This is a genomic window from Hyunsoonleella sp. 2307UL5-6 (genome assembly GCF_047345485.1).
Classification (GTDB): Bacteria; Bacteroidota; Bacteroidia; order Flavobacteriales; family Flavobacteriaceae; genus Jejuia.
On sequence record NZ_JBLFEN010000005.1, the window covers coordinates 1 to 22,267 of the forward strand.

At 33.0% G+C, this 22,267-nt stretch carries 13 protein-coding genes; 3 read left to right on the forward strand and 10 right to left on the reverse strand.

Going from position 1 to position 22,267, the window contains the following annotated elements:
* Positions 1-1,084 precede the first annotated feature (1,084 nt).
* A complete protein-coding gene (pbpC, locus tag ACKGJY_RS10060) occupies positions 1,085-3,436 on the forward strand; it encodes a penicillin-binding protein 1C (protein ID WP_413973760.1) in 2,352 nt (783 codons plus the stop codon).
* Here the strand turns inward: pbpC and ACKGJY_RS10065 are convergent.
* The 4 genes from ACKGJY_RS10065 to ACKGJY_RS10080 all read right to left on the reverse strand — a co-directional run bounded on the left by ACKGJY_RS10065 (position 3,433) and on the right by ACKGJY_RS10080 (position 7,240).
* Positions 3,433-5,157 carry a T9SS type B sorting domain-containing protein gene (locus ACKGJY_RS10065; protein WP_413973761.1) on the reverse strand — a complete coding sequence of 575 codons (1,725 nt, stop codon included), beginning with the start codon at positions 5,155-5,157 and terminating at the stop codon, positions 3,433-3,435. The genes pbpC and ACKGJY_RS10065 overlap by 4 nt on opposite strands.
* A 180-nt stretch (positions 5,158-5,337) precedes the next feature.
* Entirely contained in the window at positions 5,338-5,967 is a 630-nt protein-coding gene (locus ACKGJY_RS10070; protein WP_413973762.1) for an endonuclease/exonuclease/phosphatase family protein, read from the reverse strand.
* 236 nt (positions 5,968-6,203) lie between these two features.
* The gene (locus ACKGJY_RS10075) at positions 6,204-6,770 is read right to left on the reverse strand and encodes a YciI family protein (protein ID WP_413973763.1); all 567 of its coding nucleotides are present in this window, start codon (positions 6,768-6,770) and stop codon (positions 6,204-6,206) included.
* On the reverse strand, positions 6,767-7,240 hold the full coding sequence (locus ACKGJY_RS10080; protein ID WP_413973764.1) for a CYTH domain-containing protein: 474 nt from the start codon (positions 7,238-7,240) through the stop codon (positions 6,767-6,769). The genes ACKGJY_RS10075 and ACKGJY_RS10080 overlap by 4 nt, the downstream gene beginning before the upstream one ends.
* A 79-nt stretch (positions 7,241-7,319) precedes the next feature.
* Here ACKGJY_RS10080 and dinB point away from each other — a divergent pair, with 79 nt between their 5' ends.
* Positions 7,320-8,420, forward strand: a complete 1,101-nt coding sequence (gene dinB / locus ACKGJY_RS10085; protein WP_413973765.1) for a DNA polymerase IV — start codon at positions 7,320-7,322, stop codon at positions 8,418-8,420.
* Between the two features lie 264 nt (positions 8,421-8,684).
* On the opposite strand, the gene ACKGJY_RS10090 is transcribed toward dinB, so the two are convergent.
* From ACKGJY_RS10090 to lepA, 6 genes are all read right to left on the reverse strand, one after another.
* Positions 8,685-11,087, reverse strand: coding sequence for a glycoside hydrolase family 31 protein (locus tag ACKGJY_RS10090; protein ID WP_413973766.1), 2,403 nt, complete (start codon positions 11,085-11,087; stop codon positions 8,685-8,687).
* A gap of 274 nt (positions 11,088-11,361) precedes the next feature.
* Positions 11,362-13,269 (reverse strand): 1,4-alpha-glucan branching protein GlgB, encoded by a 1,908-nt coding sequence (gene glgB, locus ACKGJY_RS10095; protein ID WP_413973767.1) that lies wholly within the window; start codon positions 13,267-13,269, stop codon positions 11,362-11,364.
* A 63-nt stretch (positions 13,270-13,332) separates the two neighbouring features.
* On the reverse strand, positions 13,333-15,273 hold the full coding sequence (locus ACKGJY_RS10100; protein WP_413973768.1) for an alpha-1,4-glucan--maltose-1-phosphate maltosyltransferase: 1,941 nt from the start codon (positions 15,271-15,273) through the stop codon (positions 13,333-13,335).
* Positions 15,274-15,305: 32 nt separating this feature from the next.
* Positions 15,306-16,571, reverse strand: coding sequence for a glucose-1-phosphate adenylyltransferase (locus ACKGJY_RS10105; RefSeq protein ID WP_413973769.1), 1,266 nt, complete (start codon positions 16,569-16,571; stop codon positions 15,306-15,308).
* Between the two features lie 26 nt (positions 16,572-16,597).
* Positions 16,598-17,800 carry a glycogen synthase gene (glgA, locus tag ACKGJY_RS10110; RefSeq protein ID WP_413973770.1) on the reverse strand — a complete coding sequence of 401 codons (1,203 nt, stop codon included), beginning with the start codon at positions 17,798-17,800 and terminating at the stop codon, positions 16,598-16,600.
* A 625-nt stretch (positions 17,801-18,425) separates the two neighbouring features.
* Complete coding sequence (gene lepA / locus ACKGJY_RS10115) at positions 18,426-20,222, reverse strand: translation elongation factor 4 (protein ID WP_413973771.1); 1,797 nt, start codon at positions 20,220-20,222, stop codon at positions 18,426-18,428.
* A gap of 182 nt (positions 20,223-20,404) precedes the next feature.
* Between lepA and ACKGJY_RS10120 the strand changes: the two genes are divergently transcribed.
* Positions 20,405-22,267, forward strand: a complete 1,863-nt coding sequence (locus ACKGJY_RS10120) for a sensor histidine kinase (protein ID WP_413973772.1) — start codon at positions 20,405-20,407, stop codon at positions 22,265-22,267.

Here is a 22,267-nt window from a genome sequence, read left to right on the forward strand (position 1 = left end):
TCATCCTGAGCCAGGATCAAACTCTTCATCGTTAAATTTTTAAGTCTTGTATGACTTGTTTGCTTAACAACTAATTTAGAATCTCTAATACTCAAAATGGTCTATTCTCTTTGTTGATTAATACCGTTTCCAATATCAATCTTACGCTGTCAATTCAATATGTTTATGAACTTTCTTTTTCTCTTCTTAACTCGTTTCCTTGTTAAGCGGGTGCAAATATAAAACCCTTTTTATTCTCTCACAATACTTTTTGATTTTTTTTTGAAAAAAATTTCCAAATTATTATCTTAAAATATACCTCTGTGAATGAACTTATCGCTTAACTGACTTAACCGTTTTTGCGGGTGCAAACATACTACCTATTTTTAATTACACAATGACTTTTTTATCCTTTTTTTTGCTTTTTTTTTAATTACACTTTAAATCCATTATTTACAACTGGTTACACCTATTTCTTTTTACTAATTATGACTTGCAGTGTCGCATAAATAGCTGCTTTTTACTTGTAAGGGAAGGCTTTTGTTTGTTTTTGTTTTTAAATGAGAACTGTATGAATATTATAAATGTGTCCTGAAACTTTACAGATGGTATATTAATAAGGTATTGGGTGTTTTTTTATCACTGTGGATTTTGTTTGATTTATTGGTAGATAGTGGCTTTGGGTATTAACTTGACCATTGTGTTTATACTAACACTAGCTGGTACACCCGCGTTAGGGATAGTAGCGGCATCCTTTTTTGTGCTCAGAATAAATTGTATATAAAAAGACTATTTTGGGTGGTTTAACTGTGGTTTAACTGTGGTTTATTAAGATACTAAAATAAATTCAATACAAAAAAGATATAGCGGATAGCCCGACCCCTTGGGGGAACGCCATGGAAAATAAAATATACTTTTAATTTTTTACTTAGAAACATGCCTGCATTGGTATCTTATTTTATTATTATTTTTTCTTCGGTTTTAACAAACTTACCTTCGCCATCATCTAACTAAACTTTGTTGTGAGTAATTTTATGAGGTATATTTATCATAAACTTATCTTAAACAACATCTAATAGCATTACTTTACAGTATATAATTTAAGGTGAATACACTTTTTAATTACATAAAGAGGCATAAAGCTAAATCAATCACTCTAGTATTGATTGTAGTAGCCTACTATTTTTGCTTGCCAAATCCGCTTTTTAAAGATCCGACGGCTACTGTTATCACAAGCGTAACTGAGGATTTATTAGGCGCACAAATTGCCAAGGATGGGCAATGGCGATTTCCGCATAACGATTCGGTACCTGAGAAATTTAAAACTTGTATTATTCAGTTTGAAGACGCCTACTTTTATAAGCATCCTGGGTTTAATCCGGTTTCGATATTTAAGGCGTTGCGTGAGAATTTAAAATCTGATGATATAAAACGTGGTGGTAGCACGCTAACGCAGCAAGTTATAAGGTTGTCGCGAAAAGGGCAAAAACGGACGTATTTTGAAAAGTTGAAAGAGTTAATTTTGTCAACTCGACTGGAATGGCGTGCTAGTAAAGCGGAAATTTTGGGGTATTATGCGAGTAATGCGCCCTTTGGTGGTAATGTTGTAGGACTCGATGCTGCTTCGTGGCGTTATTTTAATAGGAATCCTTATGAATTGTCTTGGGCAGAAAGTGCAACTTTGGCGGTATTACCCAATGCCCCGAGTTTAATTTACCCTGGGAAACGCCAAAACCGTTTACTAGAAAAGCGTAATAGACTACTAAAAAAACTTTTGACAAATAGCATAATTGATACTTTAACATACGATTTATCGGTGGCTGAAGGTTTACCTCAAAAACCGTATCCGTTACCACAAATTGCACCACATTTGTTGCAAAAAGTAGCACAAAACCATCGTGGAAAATTTGTAAAAACGAGTATTGATAAGCATTTGCAAAAGCAGGCTAACCGTATTGTAAAAACACATTACAATCAATTAAGTCAAAATGAAATTTATAATGCAGCTGTACTTGTTTTGGATGTAAAAACCCGAAAAGTTTTGGCTTATATTGGTAACACACCAACAGATAAAGCGCACCAAAACCAAGTAGATATTATTGATAAATCCCGAAGTACGGGTAGTATTTTAAAACCTTTTTTATATGCAGCGATGTTGGATAGTGGTGATTTATTACCGAACACTTTGGTGGCCGATGTGCCTACACAATTTGGTAGCTATACGCCTGAAAATTTTAATAATAGCTACGATGGTGCAGTACCTGCTAGTAGAGCCTTATCGCGTTCTTTAAATGTGCCTGCTGTTAGAATGTTACAGCAGTTTGGTTTAGACAGATTTCATCATTATTTAAAACAATTAGAATTAAAGGATTTAAAATATTCGGCAAACCATTATGGGTTATCGCTTGCACTTGGCGGTGCGGAAAGTAACCTTTGGGATTTGAGTAAAAGTTATGCGGCACTATCCTCTACCTTAAATCATTTTTCTGAAACCTCTAGTGAGTATTTCTCCAATGAATTTTGCGAACCTTCATTCCTGGCATCTGAAACGGTTAATTTTGGTAAAAAAACAGCTGATAAAACGGTATTTGATGCCGCTTCGATTTACCTGACTTACGAGAACTTAAAAAAAGTAAACCGACCAGAAAGTGATGAGAGTTGGGCCTTTTTTGATGGCTCTAAACAAATAGCATGGAAAACAGGCACGAGCTTTGGGTTTCGCGATGCTTGGGCTATTGGCTCTACCAAAGATTATGTAGTTGGGGTTTGGGTGGGAAATGCCGATGGCGAAGGCAGACCAGGATTGGTTGGTGTCCAAGCCGCTGCGCCTATTCTTTTTGATGTGTTTGATGTATTACCTAACAGCGATTGGTTTACCGAACCTTTTGATGAAATGCAGGAGGTTTCTATCTGTGAATTAAGTGGTTATCGTGCGTCTCCTAATTGTGATGTTGTAATAAATAATTATGTACAAGTTAGCGGATTGAAAACAAAACCTTGCCCATATCATAAACTCGTGCATTTGGATAAAGAGGAATTATATCAGGTGAATTCATCTTGTGAAGACCTCTCTAACATGACACACAAATCTTGGTTTGTATTGCCACCCCTTATGGCGCATTATTACAAAACTAAAAATCCGTTTTACAAAACACTACCAAAATTTAGAACAGATTGTTTAGGAGAATATGATGTGACTATCGACTTTATTTATCCTAAAGCAAATCAATCTATTTTTCTACCTAAAGATTTTGATGGCAAAACCAACGACCTTATTTTAAAAATTGCACATTCAAAACCTGAAAGCATGGTGTTTTGGTATATTGATGCCACGTTTGTAGGTAGTACCAAAGATATTCATGAGTTGGGGATTCAATCAAAACCAGGAAAACATGTATTGACTGTAGTTGATGAATTTGGGCATGAGGCGAAACGTTGGTTTGAGGTTTCTAATTAACGCTTTAAGGTAAAATGCCCAGTGAATTTTTGCCCATTAATAATGATAACATACCAATAATCACCTGAAGGTAACATTCGTCCACTAAACATACCATTCCAGCTAAACGGACTGTTTCTAGAAAACTTCATTAATTTTCCATACCTATTGAAGATAGAAACTTCGGATGATTTATAAAATTCAATACCGCCTAAATTGAATGTATCGTTTACTCCATCATTATTAGGCGTAAAAAACTTTGGAATATAAAAGTGTAAATGCTGCATGGTTACAGTGTCTTCACAATTTCTATCTTTAACAACTATGGTATAACTACCACCCTCAATATTAAAAAAAGTATTACTATTTTGAAATGTATCACCACCATCTAAAGAGTAAAGAAAATCGCCTGTGTTTGATATGTTTACCACAATATCTCTTCCATCAGAAATAATATCTTCAATTATTGGAGTATCTATAAAACTCACATTAAAAATTCTAGTTTCAAAAGCACAAATATCACCAGTTATTTCTACAGTATAAGTGCCTTGATTGACTATATCTATACCTTTAGTCATTTCTCCAGTATTCCATAAAAATATTGGATTAGGAATTGCAGTTTGTGCATTTAACGTTTTTATTTCTTCAGGACAAAATACTCTAGCGTCTTCAGTTGTGTTACCTGGTTGGGTTCCTGTAATTTCCCAAGCACATGTATCTGGGTTAAATGTTGCGGTTTGCCAGCATGCTGTTGCTGGCTCAACAGGTTGCGTTCCTGATATCTCCCAAATACAAGAGGTGGTATTAAATATTGCGGTTTGCCAACATTCTGTATTGGGTGCTATTGGCTGCGTTCCTGATACTTCCCACATACAGGTAGTGCTATTAAATGTTGCAGTTTGCCAACACTCAAGATTGGGTTGAACGGGTTGCGACCCAGAGACTTCCCATATACAACTGGTAGTGTTAAAACTCGCTGTTTGCCAGCATTCAATAATAGGCTGTACAGGTTGCGTTCCTGTAACCTCCCACGTACAGGAAGTATTATTAAATATTGCTGTTTCCCAGCATTCAATAACAGGCTGCATAGGTTGTGCTCCTGATACATTCCAATCACATACTGAATTATCAAAACTTCTGTTTTCCCAACACTCTAGAGGTGTAGTTGGTTCAGTTGGCGTTGTATCTGTAACAGTAATAGTAACCGTAATGGTGTATTGATAACTTATATGTCCATTAGTCACTGGATTGCAACCAGGATTAGAAACAGTTATTATATCTATACCTAAATTATCTCCAAAACCTGGTACAATATTAGGGTTAACGGGACTTCCTAAAGGGTTTCCAAAATTAAATGGTGGAGGACTTACATTTACTGGGTAATTAGGTTCAGCAATCAAATTAGTAGCTGGTAAACACGTTGCGCCTCCAGTATATGAAGTACATCCATAAAACAGATTGTAATAAGTTTCAAAATGCGGGCAAGCATTGTTATTGGTATAATTGGTAAGATTTATATCGATTGCTATACTTGTAATTTGTTGACAAGAATTTGTAGTACTACCTAGTAATGTAAAATCATGAGCATAACCATCACTGTGTGAAGAGGTGTTACCTAAACCATTCCAAGCTTTTCTATCAATCCCTATTGTAGCATCATTATGGGTTTGAGTCAATACAATTTGACCAAAAGAAAAATCAGTTAATAAGATTAAAAACAATACTGTAAAGTATCTAAACATTTAATTTATTTTTCTAAAGATTGTAAACATAAAAAAGTATGCGTTTCGATTCAGAAAAATGAGCGTTCTAAATTAACCCAATACAAATAAGCTATATTAAGAAAAAGTTATTCAATAAGAAGTATCTAAAAGACTAAGAAACCTATACAAAAACTATACAAGTGACTTGAAAAACAAATATTATCTTTTAATAACAGTTTTAATCATGCTATGGTCTGACTTAAATGTGGCAATTTTATCTGCGTTTAAAATATTTAAATCCTTAGACACCCAAACATGATCTAAAGATAAAAGTGGCATATTCCATAACCAGGTTTCTCTAAAACCATTTCCCTTGTCATTAAAGGCATTTAAAAAATAGGTTTCAAAAAAACTAAAATGAATAGACTCAAGAGGTGTATTGAAATCTCCTAGAATAATAGTTTTATTTTGCTTATCAATATTAGAATTTACAAAGTGTAACGATGTCTTTCTAAAATTAAGATAACTCGCTGAAATATCTACAGCATAAAAATTAAACCCATTAGTTTGAAAACTTAAAATAGTTGAATCATCATCATGTGTTATTTCTTCATGCATCAAGAGAGGTGTTTTTGATAAAATACCAAAACCAGTGCTATCAGATAAAAAATAATGGTATTCTGGATGCTTATCTTTAGCATTATTGATATTATCACTATCATATTCAACCATTACAAGCACATCAGGTATTCCATTACTTTCATTTAATGCATCCAAAAACTGTTTATTATGTCTTGCATTCCAAAATACAACTTCAAAACCTTCATTAACTTTAGGTTCATTATTCATTTTAAAACTCCTGCTTATCCAAATAACTAAGCATAAAAGTGAAATTATAAACATCGATTTTCGAGGTATTTTTTTTGAACAAACCACAACAATAAGTGCAAGACAACTTAAAACAGGAAGCGGTAAACCATAAAAAAATAAAGACGACCAATAAAACGTATCTTTGATTGTAAAGTGAATTAACAATCCGAGAATCACTATATATTTAATGTTTTTAAAAACTGATTTTAAACTGCTCATCGTAACGAAAACCCCTTAGCAGCCCACCACGGATGGATTTCAATTTCTAATCTTCCTGCTTTTACCATTGGATCAGAACTTGCTAAACTATCGGCCATTTTTAACGTTGGCACATTGTATATGGTAATGCCACGAATATTGCCATCGTCTCCAAAAGGACCAGAAATATCAGCATATCCTAATCGATACATTTTAGATAAATGAGCTACATGCTCTTTTTGTAGTTCTATAGCTTCTTCTTCATTTTGACCTCTAATTGGTCCTGTTTTTAAAAAAGCCATAAAATATTGCTGCATTATAATGGTGTCTTTCGTTTCTTTATCTACATAGTCAAATATTTTAAACCCTTTGTCTAACAGCTTCTTTTTAATTTGTTTTACTGTTAATGATTTTTCCTGTTCTTTAGTAATACTTATATCATCAATTCGTTCTATTACAGGGGTTTCTTTAGTTTTTTCAATAGCTATACTATGTTTATCTTTTGAGGTTTCTGATTTTGATACATCGTTACAATTAAAACAAATAGCAGCTAAACTTATAAATACAACGCGTACTTTTTTCATGATGTCCAAGTATTATAAGGATGTTTACTTAATTGCGAATTGTAATATTTGATGGTTCCAGTAACCTCTTCTCCAAGCCACTCAGGTTTGGTAAAGTCTTCATCTTCTGATGCTAGCTCTACCTCAGCAACTACTAAACCTTGGTTATCTCCAAAAAATTCGTCCACTTCAAAAATATGATGTCCCACTTTAACTTCAAAACGTATTTTATCAATTAGTGACGGTTCACAAAGTTTTAATAATGCTTCTGCATCGGTTTTTGATATTTCCTTTTCCCATTCAAAACGAGACAATCCATTTTTTGATGATGCACCTTTAATTGTTAAATACCCACAATTATCCTTTAGTCTTACTCTCACAGCACGCTCTTTATCAGAATTTAAATAGCCTTGACTAATTCTTGTTTTTTTAAATGCTTCTGTTTTAAATGCTTCCGTCTTTACTAAAAATTTTCGTTCTATTTCAATCATAATATTATTCGTGGAAACAAATACTGCTTTTTTACTTTTTTAAGATTCCTGCCTCCGCAGGAATTCATAAATTTACATTATGTCTACCAATTTACCAATACGAAAAATTATTCATGTTGATATGGATGCGTTTTATGCATCGGTAGAGCAAATGGATAACCCTGAATTACAAGGAAAAGCTATTGCGGTTGGTGGCGGTGGAACACGTGGTGTTGTTAGTGCTGCAAGTTATGAGGCACGAAAATTTGGTGTAAAAAGTGCCATGGCAGGACGTTTAGCTATAAAACTTTGTCCGCATCTTATTTTTGTAAAAACGAACTTTGAGCGCTATCGTGAAATTTCTGAAAAAATTAGAAAAATATTTTATGATTATACCGATTTAGTAGAACCACTATCTCTAGATGAAGCCTATCTTGATGTTACTAAAAACAAAAAGGGAAACCCAAGCGCCTCATTAATAGCTGAGGAAATTAGAGCTCGTATTCTAAACGAAGTAGGTTTAACAGCTTCTGCTGGCATTTCAATCAATAAATTTATAGCAAAGGTTGCAAGTGATTATAACAAACCTAACGGACAAAAAACTGTAAATCCTGAAGATGTTTTAGAATTTTTAGAACAATTAGACATCAGAAAATTTTATGGTGTTGGAAAAGTTACTGCTGAAAAAATGTACCAAAAAGGCATTTTTACTGGGGCTGACTTAAAACAAAAATCTTTAGAATATCTTGATGCAAACTTTGGAAAATCTGGCACGTACTATTACTACGTGGTTAGAGGTATTCATCATAGTGAAGTAAAACCGCACCGCACAAGAAAAAGTTTAGCTGCAGAACGTACGTTTAGTGAAAATTTATCTTCGGAAGTGTTTATGTTAGAAAAACTAGAGCGTATTGCTGAAGAAGTATCCCGAAGACTTTTAAAAAGCAACGTAGCAGGAAAAACTGTAACACTAAAAATAAAGTATAGTGATTTTACATTACAAACCAGAAGTAAAACGTTACCATATTATATAGGAGACAAAAGCGTAATTTTAGAAACGGCGAAGGACTTATTATACCAAGAAAAACTAAATAATTCTGTTCGCTTGTTAGGAATTTCTATGTCTAATTTAAATACTGGAAAGAAAATTAAACCTATAGCAAAAAAAAGTGTTAGTGTACAATTAAAGTTCGAGTTTTAATTATATGTTAACTATTATAACCCGTTGTGCATTTTGAGGTGAAATAAACAGTGTAATGTCAGTTCGAATGATTTTTTGACAAAAATCGTATCGAGAACCAATTCATATTAAAAACTCTAATTCTCGATACAAATTTCACTCATTTCAATCGTGAAATTCACTCGAATTGACAAAATTTTTTAAAAATGCACAACAGGTTATTATACTAAAAAACCCCTGTGTCTTATAATGATACAGGGGTTTTAAAATATCTATTCTTATGTATTAACCAACAATATGTAGTTCTGTAAATTCTTTTTTAAGAACTAGAGAATTATCACCATTAATTTTTAAATCTGTTAATGGGATATCTACATTATCAACTTGCACCTTTTTAATTTTAAATGGTAAACCATGTAAATTTAATTTAAAGGTTTTATAAGTAGTTACAAATTTACCTGTTTTATGCTGCTGGATAATTAATTCGTTTTTCTTACCTAACAAATTAAAGTTACGTAAACTATATCTTCCTTTCATGTAGTCGTACCCATCAGTAGCATCTTCATAAACAGTAGATTGTTCGTTACCTTCAGTGTAATACACATCTAGTATTAGCTCATTAATAACTTTTTCTCCAACATATTGCTGTATAGGATATTTAGGTATAATAGCGCCTTCTTTAACAAAAATTGGCATACTATCTAAATCTGCATCAACCCAAATTTCTTGTTTTCCAGTTATTAATTCGTCTGTCCAAAAGTTATACCAATTTCCTCTAGGAACGTACATACGTCTCCCTTTTTGGTTAGGACCATTTACGGGACATACTAATATTTTTTCGCCAAATATAAACTCATCGTTTCTATAATGCGTTTGAGAGTCTTCTTGATCATAAAGTACTAGTGACTTTAAGATTGGAATACCTTCTTCAGCATATCTCCAAAATGCAGTGTACAAATACGGTAATAATTGGTATCGTATTTCGATAAACTTACGAACTACATTAGTGATAGTATCATCAAAAGCCCAAGGCTCTTGATCGCCATGATCTCCAGAGGAGTGCGTTCTACAAAATGGGTGAAAAATACCTAGTTGTATCCAACGTGCATATAATTCGCCATTAGGTTGTTCTGCAAATCCACCGATATCGGACCCAATAAATGAGAATCCAGACATGCACATACGTTGTGCTTGAAGGTTTGCAATATTTAAATGATCCCAAGTTGCAATATTATCTCCTGTCCAACTAGAGGTATAACGTTGTGTACCAGAATAAGCTGCTCTTGTAATTACAAAAGGACGTTTAGGATATGAGAATTTTTTTAAACCTTGATACGTGGCACGTGCCATTTGCATACCGTAAACATTATGTGCTTTTCTATGGCTACAGGGGTTTCCATCATAATCGTGTCTTACATCATTTGGAAATGTTTTTCCTGGAACATCCATTACTGCTGGCTCGTTCATATCATTCCAAACACCTTTAACGCCAATATCTTCTACTAATTCCTTAAATAAATCCGACCACCAGTCTCTTACTTCAGGATTTGTAAAATCCGGAAAATAACATTCCCCAGGCCAAACTTTTCCTTTCATGTATGGGCCATCAGCACGTTTACAGAAGTAGTCTTTATCTAAGCCTTCTTTAAATACGGAATAATCCATATCTATTTTTATTCCTGGATCTATTATAACAATAGTTTTAAAACCATCATCAGCTAGCTCCTTAACCATACGTTTAGGGTTAGGAAAGTGTTCCTTATTCCATGTAAAGCATCTAAACCCATCCATATAATCAATGTCTAAGTAAATAGCATCACAGGGTATTTGCAACTCTCTAAACTTAGCTGTAATTTCTTTAACGTTTGATTCTGGATAGTAACTCCACTTACACTGGTGGTAACCTAATGTCCAAAGTGCTGGCATTTCATGTGGTTTACCCGTTAAATCGGTATAATTTGCTACTACTTCAGGCATATCAGGCCCATAAATAAAGTAATAGTTCATTTCGCCACCGTGTGCCCAAAAACTGGTGATATTTCTGCGTTCTCCACAAAAATCAAAAGCAGAACGAAACGTGTTATCAAAAAAGATACCGTATGATTTTTTATGATGCAATGCCGTATAAAAAGGAATAGCTTTATAGATAGGATCTGTATCTCTACCATAAGCGTAAGAATCGGTTACCCAATTTTCAAAACGCTTTCCTTTTAAATTGTTGTCTACAGGTTTATCACCAAGGCCGTAGTAACTTTCACCTGGTTGAGCTGTTTTAGACATTTTTACAACATTACCACCATGCTCGTAACTTTCTTCCCAGTGGAAACCAAGTTCGTCTTCACAGATCAATGTTTTGTCCACAGCATCATATATAGATGTTCTTAAATCTAACTTTGAAATCTTGCAGATTAGCTTAGATGTTGTAATAATGTAATCTTTTTTATCTTCTGTTACATCTAAATGGTTGTAACCTCTACTTGCATATTTTGTTATGGCATAAGAAAAATCATTTTCAAAAATACCAGTTGTTGTAAATCTAAATCGTAGGATGCTATCTCTACGAACTGTAACTTCTAGTACAACACCGTTTTCAGCAGTAAAAGAGAGAACGTTAAGGTTTTTTTCGTATTTAACTATTTTGGAAGGAAATAAGTTCCCTTTATATTCTAATTCGGTATTTAATATCATGTAAACAGGTATTAAAATTAATGAACGAAATTACTAAATTTTAAATGTTTAGGTACTTTCTTTTTTATAAAAAAAGGGTTAATTACTTGGACATAACTTAATAATGGCTCCTTTAAATTACCAAGTTGTTAAGAATGTGTAAAACAGCAGTGTTTTTTGATTTTAAGCAAAAAAACTTTCAAAATATTAAGTAGAATTTACTGACTTTCAGAGTATTTAATAAAAAATGCGCAGTACTAATTTATTGCGCATTTCTATTAAAATAATATTATTTCTATTTAAATTTAAAAACTGTAATTGCCAATGGCGGCAGTATAATTTCTGCTGAATATGCTTTGCCATTCCAGATTTCTTTTTTGATAGTAATTTGCTTTTTATTTGCAATACCGCTACCACCAAATTCTTTAGCATCTCCATTAAAAATTTCAACTAGTTTACCTTTAAATGGTACACCAATTTTATAATTTTTTCTAATGGAAGGCGTTAAATTACATACAACAACAACACTTTCTTCTTCATTGTAACCTTTTCGTATATATGAAATTACACAATTTTCATGATCGTCGTGACTAATCCACTCAAAACCATCGTTACTAAACCCTTTTTCGTAAAGTGCAGGTGTAGATGTATAAAGTTTATTTAAATGTTTGAAGTAATTTTGAGCATCTTGATGAGGCTTAAATTCTAACAGATTCCAGTCTAAACTCCCTTGGAAATCCCATTCATTATATTGTCCAAATTCACTTCCCATAAACAATAGTTTAGTTCCTGGATGTGTAAACATATATCCATATAATAATCTCAAGTTTGCAAAACGTTGCCATTCATCTCCTGGCATTCTTCCTAAAATAGAATTTTTACCATATACAACCTCATCGTGTGATAGAGGTAACATAAAGTTTTCGGTGAATGCATATGCTAAACTAAAGGTAATTTCATTATGGTGGTATTTTCTGTATACTGGATCTTTTGCAAAATATTCTAAGGTATCGTGCATCCAACCCATCATCCATTTCATACCAAAACCTAAGCCTCCTAAAAAGGTTGGCTTTGATACCATTGGAAAAGCTGTAGATTCTTCTGCTATAGTTTGCACATCTGGAAAAGAGGCATAAATTTCTTCGTTTAATTCTTTTAAAAAACTAATTACAGCAAGGTTTTCTCTACCTCCATACATATTTGGTTCCCACTCTCCATCTTCTCTAGAATAATCTAAAAATAACATTGAGGCAACAGCATCAACTCGTAAGCCATCGGCATGATATTGATCCATCCAAAACACGGCATTACTTATTAAAAATGAGCGTACTTCATTACGTTCATAATTAAAAATTAAACTTTTCCAATCTTGATGATAACCTTTTCGTTTATCAGGGTGCTCGTAAAGATTTGAACCATCAAAAAACCCAAGTCCATGAGCATCTTCAGGAAAGTGAGACGGTACCCAATCTAAAATAATTCCTATATCATTTTGGTGTAATTTATCCACTAAATATTTAAACTCTTCTGGATAGCCATAACGTGATGTTGGCGCAAAATAGCCTGTTAGTTGATATCCCCAAGAAGGATCATACGGAAACTCCATAATAGGCATTAACTCAACATGGGTAAAGTTCATCTCTTTTACATAAGTCACCAAATCATCGGCCAACTCATAATAAGACATAAATCTGTTTTCCTCAACATTTTTTTTCCAAGACCCTAAGTGCACTTCGTAAACAGAATACGGTGCATCTATAGCATTATTTTTCTTCCGTTTTTTCATCCACTTGGTGTCCTTCCATTTGTAAGTATCATCCCAAACAATGGACGCGGTTTTTGGTGGATGCTCGCAACGTCTTGCGTAAGGGTCTGCCTTTTCTGTTTTTATATCATTATTATTACTTTGTATTTTATATTTGTAAACAGCACCTTTTTCAACCATAGGTATAAAGCCTTCCCAAATACCACTAGAATCCCAACGCACATTAAGTTGGTGCTCACCTTCCATCCAATAATTAAAATCTCCTATTACAGAAACTTGTTTAGCAGTAGGTGCCCAAACAGCAAAATATACACCATCTATACCATCAACGGTAACAAGGTGTGATCCGAATTTTTCATAAAGTCTAAAATGTTTTCCAGCTTTAAATAAATTAATATCGAATTCTGTGAATAAACTGTGCGGTTTAACGTGTGCCATAGTTAGTGTTAGTTATTTACTTTCCTTTTTAAAGAAATTATCGTCTTTTGCAGACAATACTTGTTATTTATTTATGTTAAAAATATGAAATGGTAATGTTGGGTGTAACTCTACAAAATTCCACTCCTTATCCCAATTGTAACGATTATCAGTAATTAAATCATGCATTTCTAAGTGGTGTCCTGCATGAACACTTAACTCATTTAAAGGCAGTTGTACTGAGCCTTGTTGAGAATTGTGATGATCTAAACTTATCACTACAAAAATATGATTGGTTTTGGCATCGTTCCATTTATAAAACGCAATTAAATTATCATTTTCAACATAACAAAATTTAATATTATTTGTTTGCTGAAGCGCTTCATTATGATGTCTTATATAATTAATTTTACTAATTACTGTGATGAGTTTATTTTTGATATCCCAATCATAATTTACAATTTGAAACTTTTCGGAATTTAAATACTCCTCTTTACCCAATAAAGAGTCTGAGAGCATATACTCAAAAACAGGCCCGTAAATACCAATACTTGAGCTTAAAGTTGCTGCTAATACATAACGCTGTATGTGTTTAGATTCTCCTGTATTTTGTAAATGAAACGGATTAATATCTGGAGTATTTGGCCAAAAATTAGGTTGCATATACTCTTTTAGTTCGGTTTTAGTTAATTCCTCTACATACTCAATTAATTCGTGTTTATTATTACGCCACGTAAAATATGTATAGGATTGTGTATAACCCTGTTTTGCTAGTTGTTGCATTACCTTAGGCGCCGTAAACGCTTCTGCTAAAAAGATTACGTTTGGGTGCTTTTCTTTTACTTTTGAAATAATCCAACTCCAAAAATAAAAAGGTTTGGTATGCGGATTATCTACTCTAAATATTTCGATACCACAATCTATCCAGTGCAATAATACATCTAAACATTCATTCCACAGTGCTTTGTAATCTTCGCTTTCCCAATATATAGGTAAAATATCTTGGTATTTTTTAGGCGGATTTTCAGCATATTGTACCGTACCATCTGGTCGCCATTTAAACCATTTAGGATGTGTTTTTACCCACGGATGGTCTGGTGCTGCTTGTAACGCATAATCCATAGCAATTTCCATACCCTGCACTTTGGCCTCATTTACCAAATCTTTAAAATCTTCAAGACTTCCCAATTGTGGATGAATGGCTTTATGGCCACCGTGTTGCGAACCTACGCCCCATGTAGAGCCAACATCACCATCTTTAGCTTCGGTTGTATTATTTTTTCCTTTACGATTTACTTCTCCGATAGGATGAATAGGGGGCAGATACACTACATCGAACCCCATGTTTTTAATACGAGGCAAAAGTGTTATACAGTCTTTAAAAGTACCGTGAACTCCTTGTTCTTTTGAAGCAGATCGTGGAAAAAACTCATACCACGTGCTAAATCTCGCTTTTTTTCTATCTACGTATACCTTGTATGCATTTGAAGTATTTTCGAGAATTTTTACGGGATTATTATAAAAAATATCATGAAGTTTGTCTGAAACTGCTTCGTTTATAGCTTCACCATACGCATCTTCATTTTTAAAAATGATTTCAAGATGTTTTAAATATGCTTTATCTTCTTTTGAAATACCTTTTTTTAGTAATTGACTAATATACTCTGCACCCTCAAGTAATTCAGAACGTACATATTGTCCATCTTCAATTTTTCTTATGGTTCCATGCTGCCAATTTAATGCATAATCTACCCAAGCTTCAACTTTATAAGTGTAAAATCCTTGTTTTTTTACTGTAAAAACGGCTTGCCATTCGTTATTAAAATCTAATGACATTCTAGTCTCAGTCCATTTTTTTTCATTGTCGTGCTTACATAAAACAGAGGCACTTAAAACATCATGTCCGTCGGATAAAATAAAAGCTCTAATATTAACAACTTCGTTTACTACTCGTTTTATATAAAATTCACCACAATTTACACTTGGCGACACATGATCTATTACAACTCGTTTTTGGTTTTGCATTTCTATTAATTATAAAAAAATAAGGTTATGTTTTAAATTATAGTGCCTTTAGGAATAGTTGCTCCGTTTTTAACAACAACAATACCATCTCTTACACAATACGTATCCGTTTCAGAGTCTTCTAAATGCGCACCACCTTTTATTCTAACATCATCACCAATACGACAGTTTTTATCTAGAATACAGTTTTTTATAAAACAGCGCTCTCCAATACCCATTAAATTTTCAATTTTGTTGTTTTGCATATCTTCTAGGGATTCGTAGTAATCTGCTCCCATCATATATGTATTAATTACGGTAGATTCTTTTCCTATTCTAGAACGAATACCAATAACTGATTTTTCAATTTTTGAGGCACTAATAATACAGCCTTCTGAGACTACAGCTCTATCTAAAGCAGTTCCAGCTATTTTTGTGGTGGGTAGCATTCTAGCATGTGTGTAAATTCGCTTATCTCTATTGTATAAATCAAATTTAGGAATATCATCAGTCAATCCTAAATTGGCTTCAAAAAAGGATTCTATAGTTCCTATATCTGTCCAATACCCTTCATACTGATAACTCAGTGTTTTGTGAGAATCAATAGATTGTGGGATAATTTCTTTTCCAAAATCAATGGTATCAGGATTTTTCATTAATTCTACCAATAACTCTCTATTAAATACATAAATACCCATAGAAGCTAGATAATTACGTCCTTGAGACTTCATTTCACTACTTACCTCAGATGTCCAATCTGGTAATAAGCTAGAATCTGGTTTTTCTACAAACGAGGTAATAATATTTTCGTCATTGGCTTTTAATATTCCAAAACCAGTAGCATCTTTGGCATTAACAGGAATAGTTGCAATAGAAATTTCAGCACCACTTTCTTCATGTGCTTCAATCATTTTATCATAGTCCATTTGATACAATTGGTCTCCAGATAATATCAGTGCATATTCAAAATCATGTTGTAAAAAATGGTGCATACTTTGCCTTACTGCATCTGCTGTTCCTTGAAACCAAGTTTTACTTTCTGGAGTTTGTTCTGCAGCTAATACATCAACAAAGGCACTACTAAAAAAACTAAAATGATAGGTGTTTTTAATATGTTTATTTAAACCTGCAGAATTAAATTGTGTTAATACAAAAATACGTTTGATGTCTGCATTTATACAGTTTGAAATAGGAATATCTACCAATCTGTATTTTCCTGCTATGGATACTGCTGGCTTAGAGCGTCGGTCTGTTAAAGGATATAGTCTAGACCCTTGACCTCCACCGAGTACAATAGATAAAACTTTGTTATTAATCATATTACATTAGTTATTTAGTTGAATTTTTATAGTAGTGATTTGTAAAGCGCTTCTGTTTGTTTAGCAATGGCTATCCAATCAAAATAATCTTCCACACGTTTTCTTCCTTTTGTAGCCATAGATGTTCTTAAAACTTTATCAGCAATTACTGTATTAACACCGTTTGCTAAATCTCTAGAAAATTTATCAGGATCTATAGGTTCAAAAGGCGCTTCATTTTGTTGTTCTAGCGGCACCAAAACACCTGTTTCACCATCTACAACAACCTCCTTTATACCTCCTACAGCACTAGCTACAACGGCTGTATTACATGCCATGGCTTCAATATTTATAATTCCAAAAGGTTCATAAATAGAAGGGCAACAAAACACATCAGCATGAGAATACAGTTGAATGATTTCTTCTTTAGTTACCATTTTATCAATCCAAATTACATTATCTCTTGTTTTCTGAACTTCGGTTACGGCAGCTTTCATTTCTTCACCAATTTCTTTTGTGTCTGGCGCACCAGCACAAAGTACTATTTGTGTGTCTTGGTCTATATATTTTATAGCATTTACTAAATGTATAATACCTTTTTGCCTTGTAATTCTACCAACAAAAAGTACATAGGGTTTAGCTTTATCAATACCATATGTATCTAAAGTTGCAGTTTCTGAGGTTTGTATGTACTGCTGAAGGTTTATACCATTATAAATTACCTTAACCTTATCCTCGTCTACATTAAAATGTTTTATAACATCCTCTTTTGTTTCTTTAGACACCGCAATTAAAGCATCAGCCATTTCAATTGCTGTTTTTTCTACCCAAGAAGATGCATCATAACCTCTACCTAACTGTTCTCGTTTCCAAGGTCTTAAAGGCTCTAAAGAATGTGTTGTTATTACTAGAGGTGTACCATAACATAGTTTTGATATAATTCCTGCAAAATGAGCATACCAAGTGTGGCAATGTACTACATCTGCATCAACAGCATCTGCATTCATATGCAAGCCAGTAGTTAGTGTTTTAAATACTGACTTTAATTTATCATCTGCATTTTCAAAAACACCATCTTCAAAAGGAAATCCTTTTACACTTAAACTAGCGTTTTTTGAATCTTGATCTCCAAAACATCTTACATCTAAATCCATCAATTTTGATAGCTCATCTGCTAAATATTCAACATGTACACCAGCACCACCATAAACATAAGGCGGAAATTCTCTTGTATAAAAAAGTGCTTTCATATAAAATTATCTGTCTATTTCTAATTAAAATTCACATAAAAAAAGGCATTTAAAATACGTATAACACCTTTTTTCAACATTACTTTTAAAAATTATTAATTCATTTTTAGAATATTGTAATCATTTGAGATATAACAAAGTATCGCTTAAAAAATGCGAAATTGTTAATAACAATTTTTACGTATTTAAACCAAAACTTAAAACTAAAAGGAAAATTAAACTTAGTATTTTTAGGGCATACAACTGTTTCTTACAAATACTGTAAAGACAGAAATGTAAATTACAAAATAAATTATTAACAATTAGAAGGCTAATTATTTTTACAGAAAAAAGAGTGTTTTTAAATTAAAAAGAAATTATTAATAAAAATTTTGATACAAAAGTTAAAAGTATTACAGATTATTAGCGGTTTATTTCAAATTGATGAATAAAATGAAAACAGATTTGATAAATGCTAAGACTTATCCAAAATATAGCCATATAACGTGTAGCTATAACGTCGTTTCTTAAAGCTTTTACTGCTTCTGTAGAAATAATTTTTCGTACTCCTGCGAAGGCAGTAATGTTTAATATCGCTTAAATTATATACAAAACGCTATGAAATTGCAGTCTTAGTAGTATTGAATTAATCATTCAACTTCAAAACCGCCATAAACGCCTGTTGAGGTATCTCTACATTACCCACTTGACGCATACGTTTTTTACCTTTTTTCTGCTTTTCAAGAAGCTTACGCTTACGCGAAATATCACCACCATAACATTTAGCTGTTACGTCTTTACGTAAGGCTTTTACTGTTTCTCTAGAAATAATTTTTGCCCCAATAGCCGCTTGAATAGGAATATCAAATTGCTGACGCGGAATTAACTCTTTCAACTTTTCACACATCTTTTTACCTATATACTGCGCGTTATCGGCGTGTATTAATGCCGAAAGCGCATCCACAGATTGTGCATTTAGTAAAATATCTAAACGTACTAATTTTGATGGTTTCATCCCGATTGGATGGTAATCAAAAGAAGCGTAGCCTTTAGAAACCGTTTTTAATCTGTCATAAAAATCAAAAACAATTTCGGCTAGTGGCATTTCAAATGTTAATTCTACACGCTCAGTAGTTAAATAGGTTTGATTGATAATAAGACCTCGTTTTTCAATACAAAGTGACATCACATTACCCACAAAGTCTGATTTTGTAATAATAGTCGCTTTAATAAAAGGCTCTTCTACCCGGTTTAAGGTTGAAGGTTCTGGTAAATCAGATGGGTTATTTACAATGATGATTTCGTCTGGAGTTTTATTGGTAAACGCGTGATAGGAAACGTTAGGCACCGTAGTAATCACCGTCATATCAAACTCGCGTTCTAAACGTTCTTGGATAATTTCCATATGAAGCATCCCCAAGAATCCACAACGAAACCCAAAGCCTAACGCTGCAGAACTTTCTGGTTGAAACACTAAAGAGGCATCATTTAATTGTAACTTCTCCATAGAGGCACGAAGCTCTTCGTAATCCTCAGTATCCACGGGATAAATTCCAGCAAAAACCATGGGTTTTACATCCTCAAAACCTTCAACAATATTAGTGGTTGGTTTTTCAAAATCGGTAATAGTATCTCCAACTTTTACTTCTTTAGCCGTTTTTATACCTGTAATTAAATAGCCTACATCACCAGTTTTTACGCTTTGTTTTGCAACTTGGTTTAATTTTAAAGTACCAACCTCATCTGCGTAATATTCTTTATCTGTAGCAACAAATTTAATTTTTTGTCCTTTTTTAATTTCACCATTAAATACTCTAAAATAGGTTTCTATACCACGAAAGGTATTGTAAACCGAATCAAAAATTAAAGCTTGTAATGGCGCATTTGGATCGCCTTCTGGTGCCGGCACACGTTCTATAATGGCTTTTAAAATATTATCCACACCAAAACCTGTTTTTCCACTTGCGTGAATCACTTCTTCGGGATCACAACCTAATAAATCTACAATATCATCGGTAACCTCTTCAGGGTTGGCACTTGGTAAATCTACTTTATTCAATACAGGAATTATTTCCAAATCGTTTTCTAAAGCTAAATATAAGTTTGAAATCGTTTGCGCTTGTATACTTTGTGCAGCATCTACAATCAACAGCGCCCCTTCACAAGCCGCAATAGAACGGGATACTTCATAAGAGAAATCTACGTGTCCTGGTGTATCAATTAAGTTTAAAACATACTTTTCACCTTCAAACTCGTAATCCATCTGGATGGCGTGCGACTTGATGGTAATACCACGTTCGCGCTCCAAATCCATACTATCTAACAGTTGCGCTTGTTGCTCTCTGGCGGTTACCGAACCTGTGTAATCCAACAAACGGTCTGCAAGTGTACTTTTTCCGTGATCAATATGTGCAATAATGCAAAAATTCCTGATGTTCTTCATAGTCAAAATATTGCCGTTTAAACAGCGATTGCAAAGATAGTTAAATATGTTTGTGTATGGAATAACTAAAAGCATCTTAATTCTTGCAGTTGGCACTCCAAATTTGCAGTTTACAAGAAAGTGGTTTTAAAAAGAATTTTATGGGTGTTTTTTTGTGGTAGGAATTTTTAAATTTACCACGGATGAAGATAGTATCTTATTTATTAGTATTTCTGTTTTTAGGAGTTTATTGTTATGCCCAAGATATTGAGGTATTACCAGCGCAACCTTGGGAGAGGTTGGTTGAAATGAATTCAAATAAAAAAAATCCAATCCGTAAATGGGGAGATAGTATTCATGTAGGCATCGAGGGGCTTTATAAAACTTCAGATTCTTTGTTAATATCTAAAATAGTTAAAAAACTAGATAGTATAACTAAAACTGCAAGTATTCAGTTGACAAACATGAATAAATCTAATTTAAAAATTAAGTTTTTAGATACCTATATTAAAGATAAATATAACCCTATCAGCACTACCCATTCAAAAAATTGGTACAACGCAAACAGAGAAATTTATAGAGCTGAACTTTACATCTACATCATAGAAAAGACAGATTTAGAAATTAAAAATGAACTAGAAAATAAAATTGCAGGAATGTTGGTTGAAGGATATCTTGTTTATCCATCTCGAATAAAGAAAAGAGAAAGTATTTTTAATCCCATCACGCCAAGTTCTTTAAAAACAGGAGCTTTAAACTCTGGAGATATGTCTATCATAAAAGAGGTCTATAAAGAGGGTTTTAAAAAACGTTTGCAGCAAGCAAATCTGCAATTTTCGTATATTATAGATGATATAGAAAATAATAAAATTAGGATAAGAGACAGGTCGTTATGGTGGGTAAAAAATCCAATAGCCGTTATCTTTTTACCAGCTTTAATTTTAGGCTTATTTTTTTTAATCATAACTATAAAAATAAATAATCTCATAACTTCAATCATTAAAACACCTTTTTTAAAACTCTTTATAATAGCTTTTATAAGTTTCTTTTTTTTAGGAATATTGATGATCTTCGCGATTTCATTATTTGGTTATTTAACAATTCCAAATGATTATTCTAAAGTACCTTATGTAAGAGGGGAAACTATACAATTTACATTAGTGGCAATGTTAACTTTGTTTAGCTATCTAATTTTTTTCAGATTTATGGAACTAAAAATAAGGGAATCTTCACAAAACATCCTTTTAAAAACGGGATGGATCTTTTTATCCACAGGATTTTTACCGTTTCTACTGATTTCAGGTTTAGTCTTTATCATTTTGGCAAAGAAAGAAATTCAAAGTGATCAGGAAGATTACACTATTTTATCATATATTTTTTTAGTTGGAATGGTTGTCGCTTCATTGAGAGCCTTAATAAGTTATTTCATCTTCAAAGAACGAAATTTAATCGTAGAAAACGAAACCAAACTCTCAAAACTAAGAGAGCTAAAATCTAAAGCAGAATTAAAATCTTTACAATCCCAAATAAACCCACATTTCCTATACAACTCTTTAAATTCTATTGCAAGTTTAGCGCCAATAGATGCTGTTAAAACCCAAAAAATGGCACATTCTTTATCCGATTTGTTTAAGTATTCCATAAACCGAAAAGGCAAAGAAATGAGTACGGTTAAAGATGAAATAGAGATGGTAACATCGTATTTAAATATTGAAAAAATACGTTTTGGAAACCGTTTACAGTTTAATATCAACGTTGATGAAACGCTCTTAAATCATGAAATCCCTTTATTTTTAATTCAGCCCTTAGTAGAAAACGCCGTAAAACATGGTGTGTCTCAAAATGAAGGCGAGGGTAACATTAGTTTAAATATTGAAAAAGAAGCAAATCAGTTAGTCATTTCTGTAAGCGATAATGGACCCGATTTTCCAGAAGGTTTAGTCAGCGGTCATGGCTTACAAACCGTTTATGATTTATTACGTTTAAGTTACGGCGATAAAGCCGCTATAAACTGGACGAATATCCCAGAAAAAGTAATTAGTATCACCATACCTGATACCGTTTAA

Excerpts from the sequence above, each read along its gene's own strand:
- ACKGJY_RS10065 (WP_413973761.1), bottom strand. The coding sequence starts at position 5,157 with ATGTTTAGATACTTTACAGTATTGTTTTTAATCTTATTAACTGATTTT.
- glgA (WP_413973770.1), bottom strand. The coding sequence starts at position 17,800 with ATGAAAGCACTTTTTTATACAAGAGAATTTCCGCCTTATGTTTATGGT.
- ACKGJY_RS10105 (WP_413973769.1), bottom strand. The coding sequence starts at position 16,571 with ATGATTAATAACAAAGTTTTATCTATTGTACTCGGTGGAGGTCAAGGG.
- ACKGJY_RS10100 (WP_413973768.1), bottom strand. The coding sequence starts at position 15,273 with ATGCAAAACCAAAAACGAGTTGTAATAGATCATGTGTCGCCAAGTGTA.
- ACKGJY_RS10090 (WP_413973766.1), bottom strand. The coding sequence starts at position 11,087 with ATGATATTAAATACCGAATTAGAATATAAAGGGAACTTATTTCCTTCC.
- ACKGJY_RS10075 (WP_413973763.1), bottom strand. The coding sequence starts at position 6,770 with ATGAAAAAAGTACGCGTTGTATTTATAAGTTTAGCTGCTATTTGTTTT.
- ACKGJY_RS10070 (WP_413973762.1), bottom strand. The coding sequence starts at position 5,967 with ATGAATAATGAACCTAAAGTTAATGAAGGTTTTGAAGTTGTATTTTGG.
- ACKGJY_RS10080 (WP_413973764.1), bottom strand. The coding sequence starts at position 7,240 with ATGATTGAAATAGAACGAAAATTTTTAGTAAAGACGGAAGCATTTAAA.
- lepA (WP_413973771.1), bottom strand. The coding sequence starts at position 20,222 with ATGAAGAACATCAGGAATTTTTGCATTATTGCACATATTGATCACGGA.
- glgB (WP_413973767.1), bottom strand. The coding sequence starts at position 13,269 with ATGGCACACGTTAAACCGCACAGTTTATTCACAGAATTCGATATTAAT.
- ACKGJY_RS10120 (WP_413973772.1), top strand. The coding sequence starts at position 20,405 with ATGAAGATAGTATCTTATTTATTAGTATTTCTGTTTTTAGGAGTTTAT.
- dinB (WP_413973765.1), top strand. The coding sequence starts at position 7,320 with ATGTCTACCAATTTACCAATACGAAAAATTATTCATGTTGATATGGAT.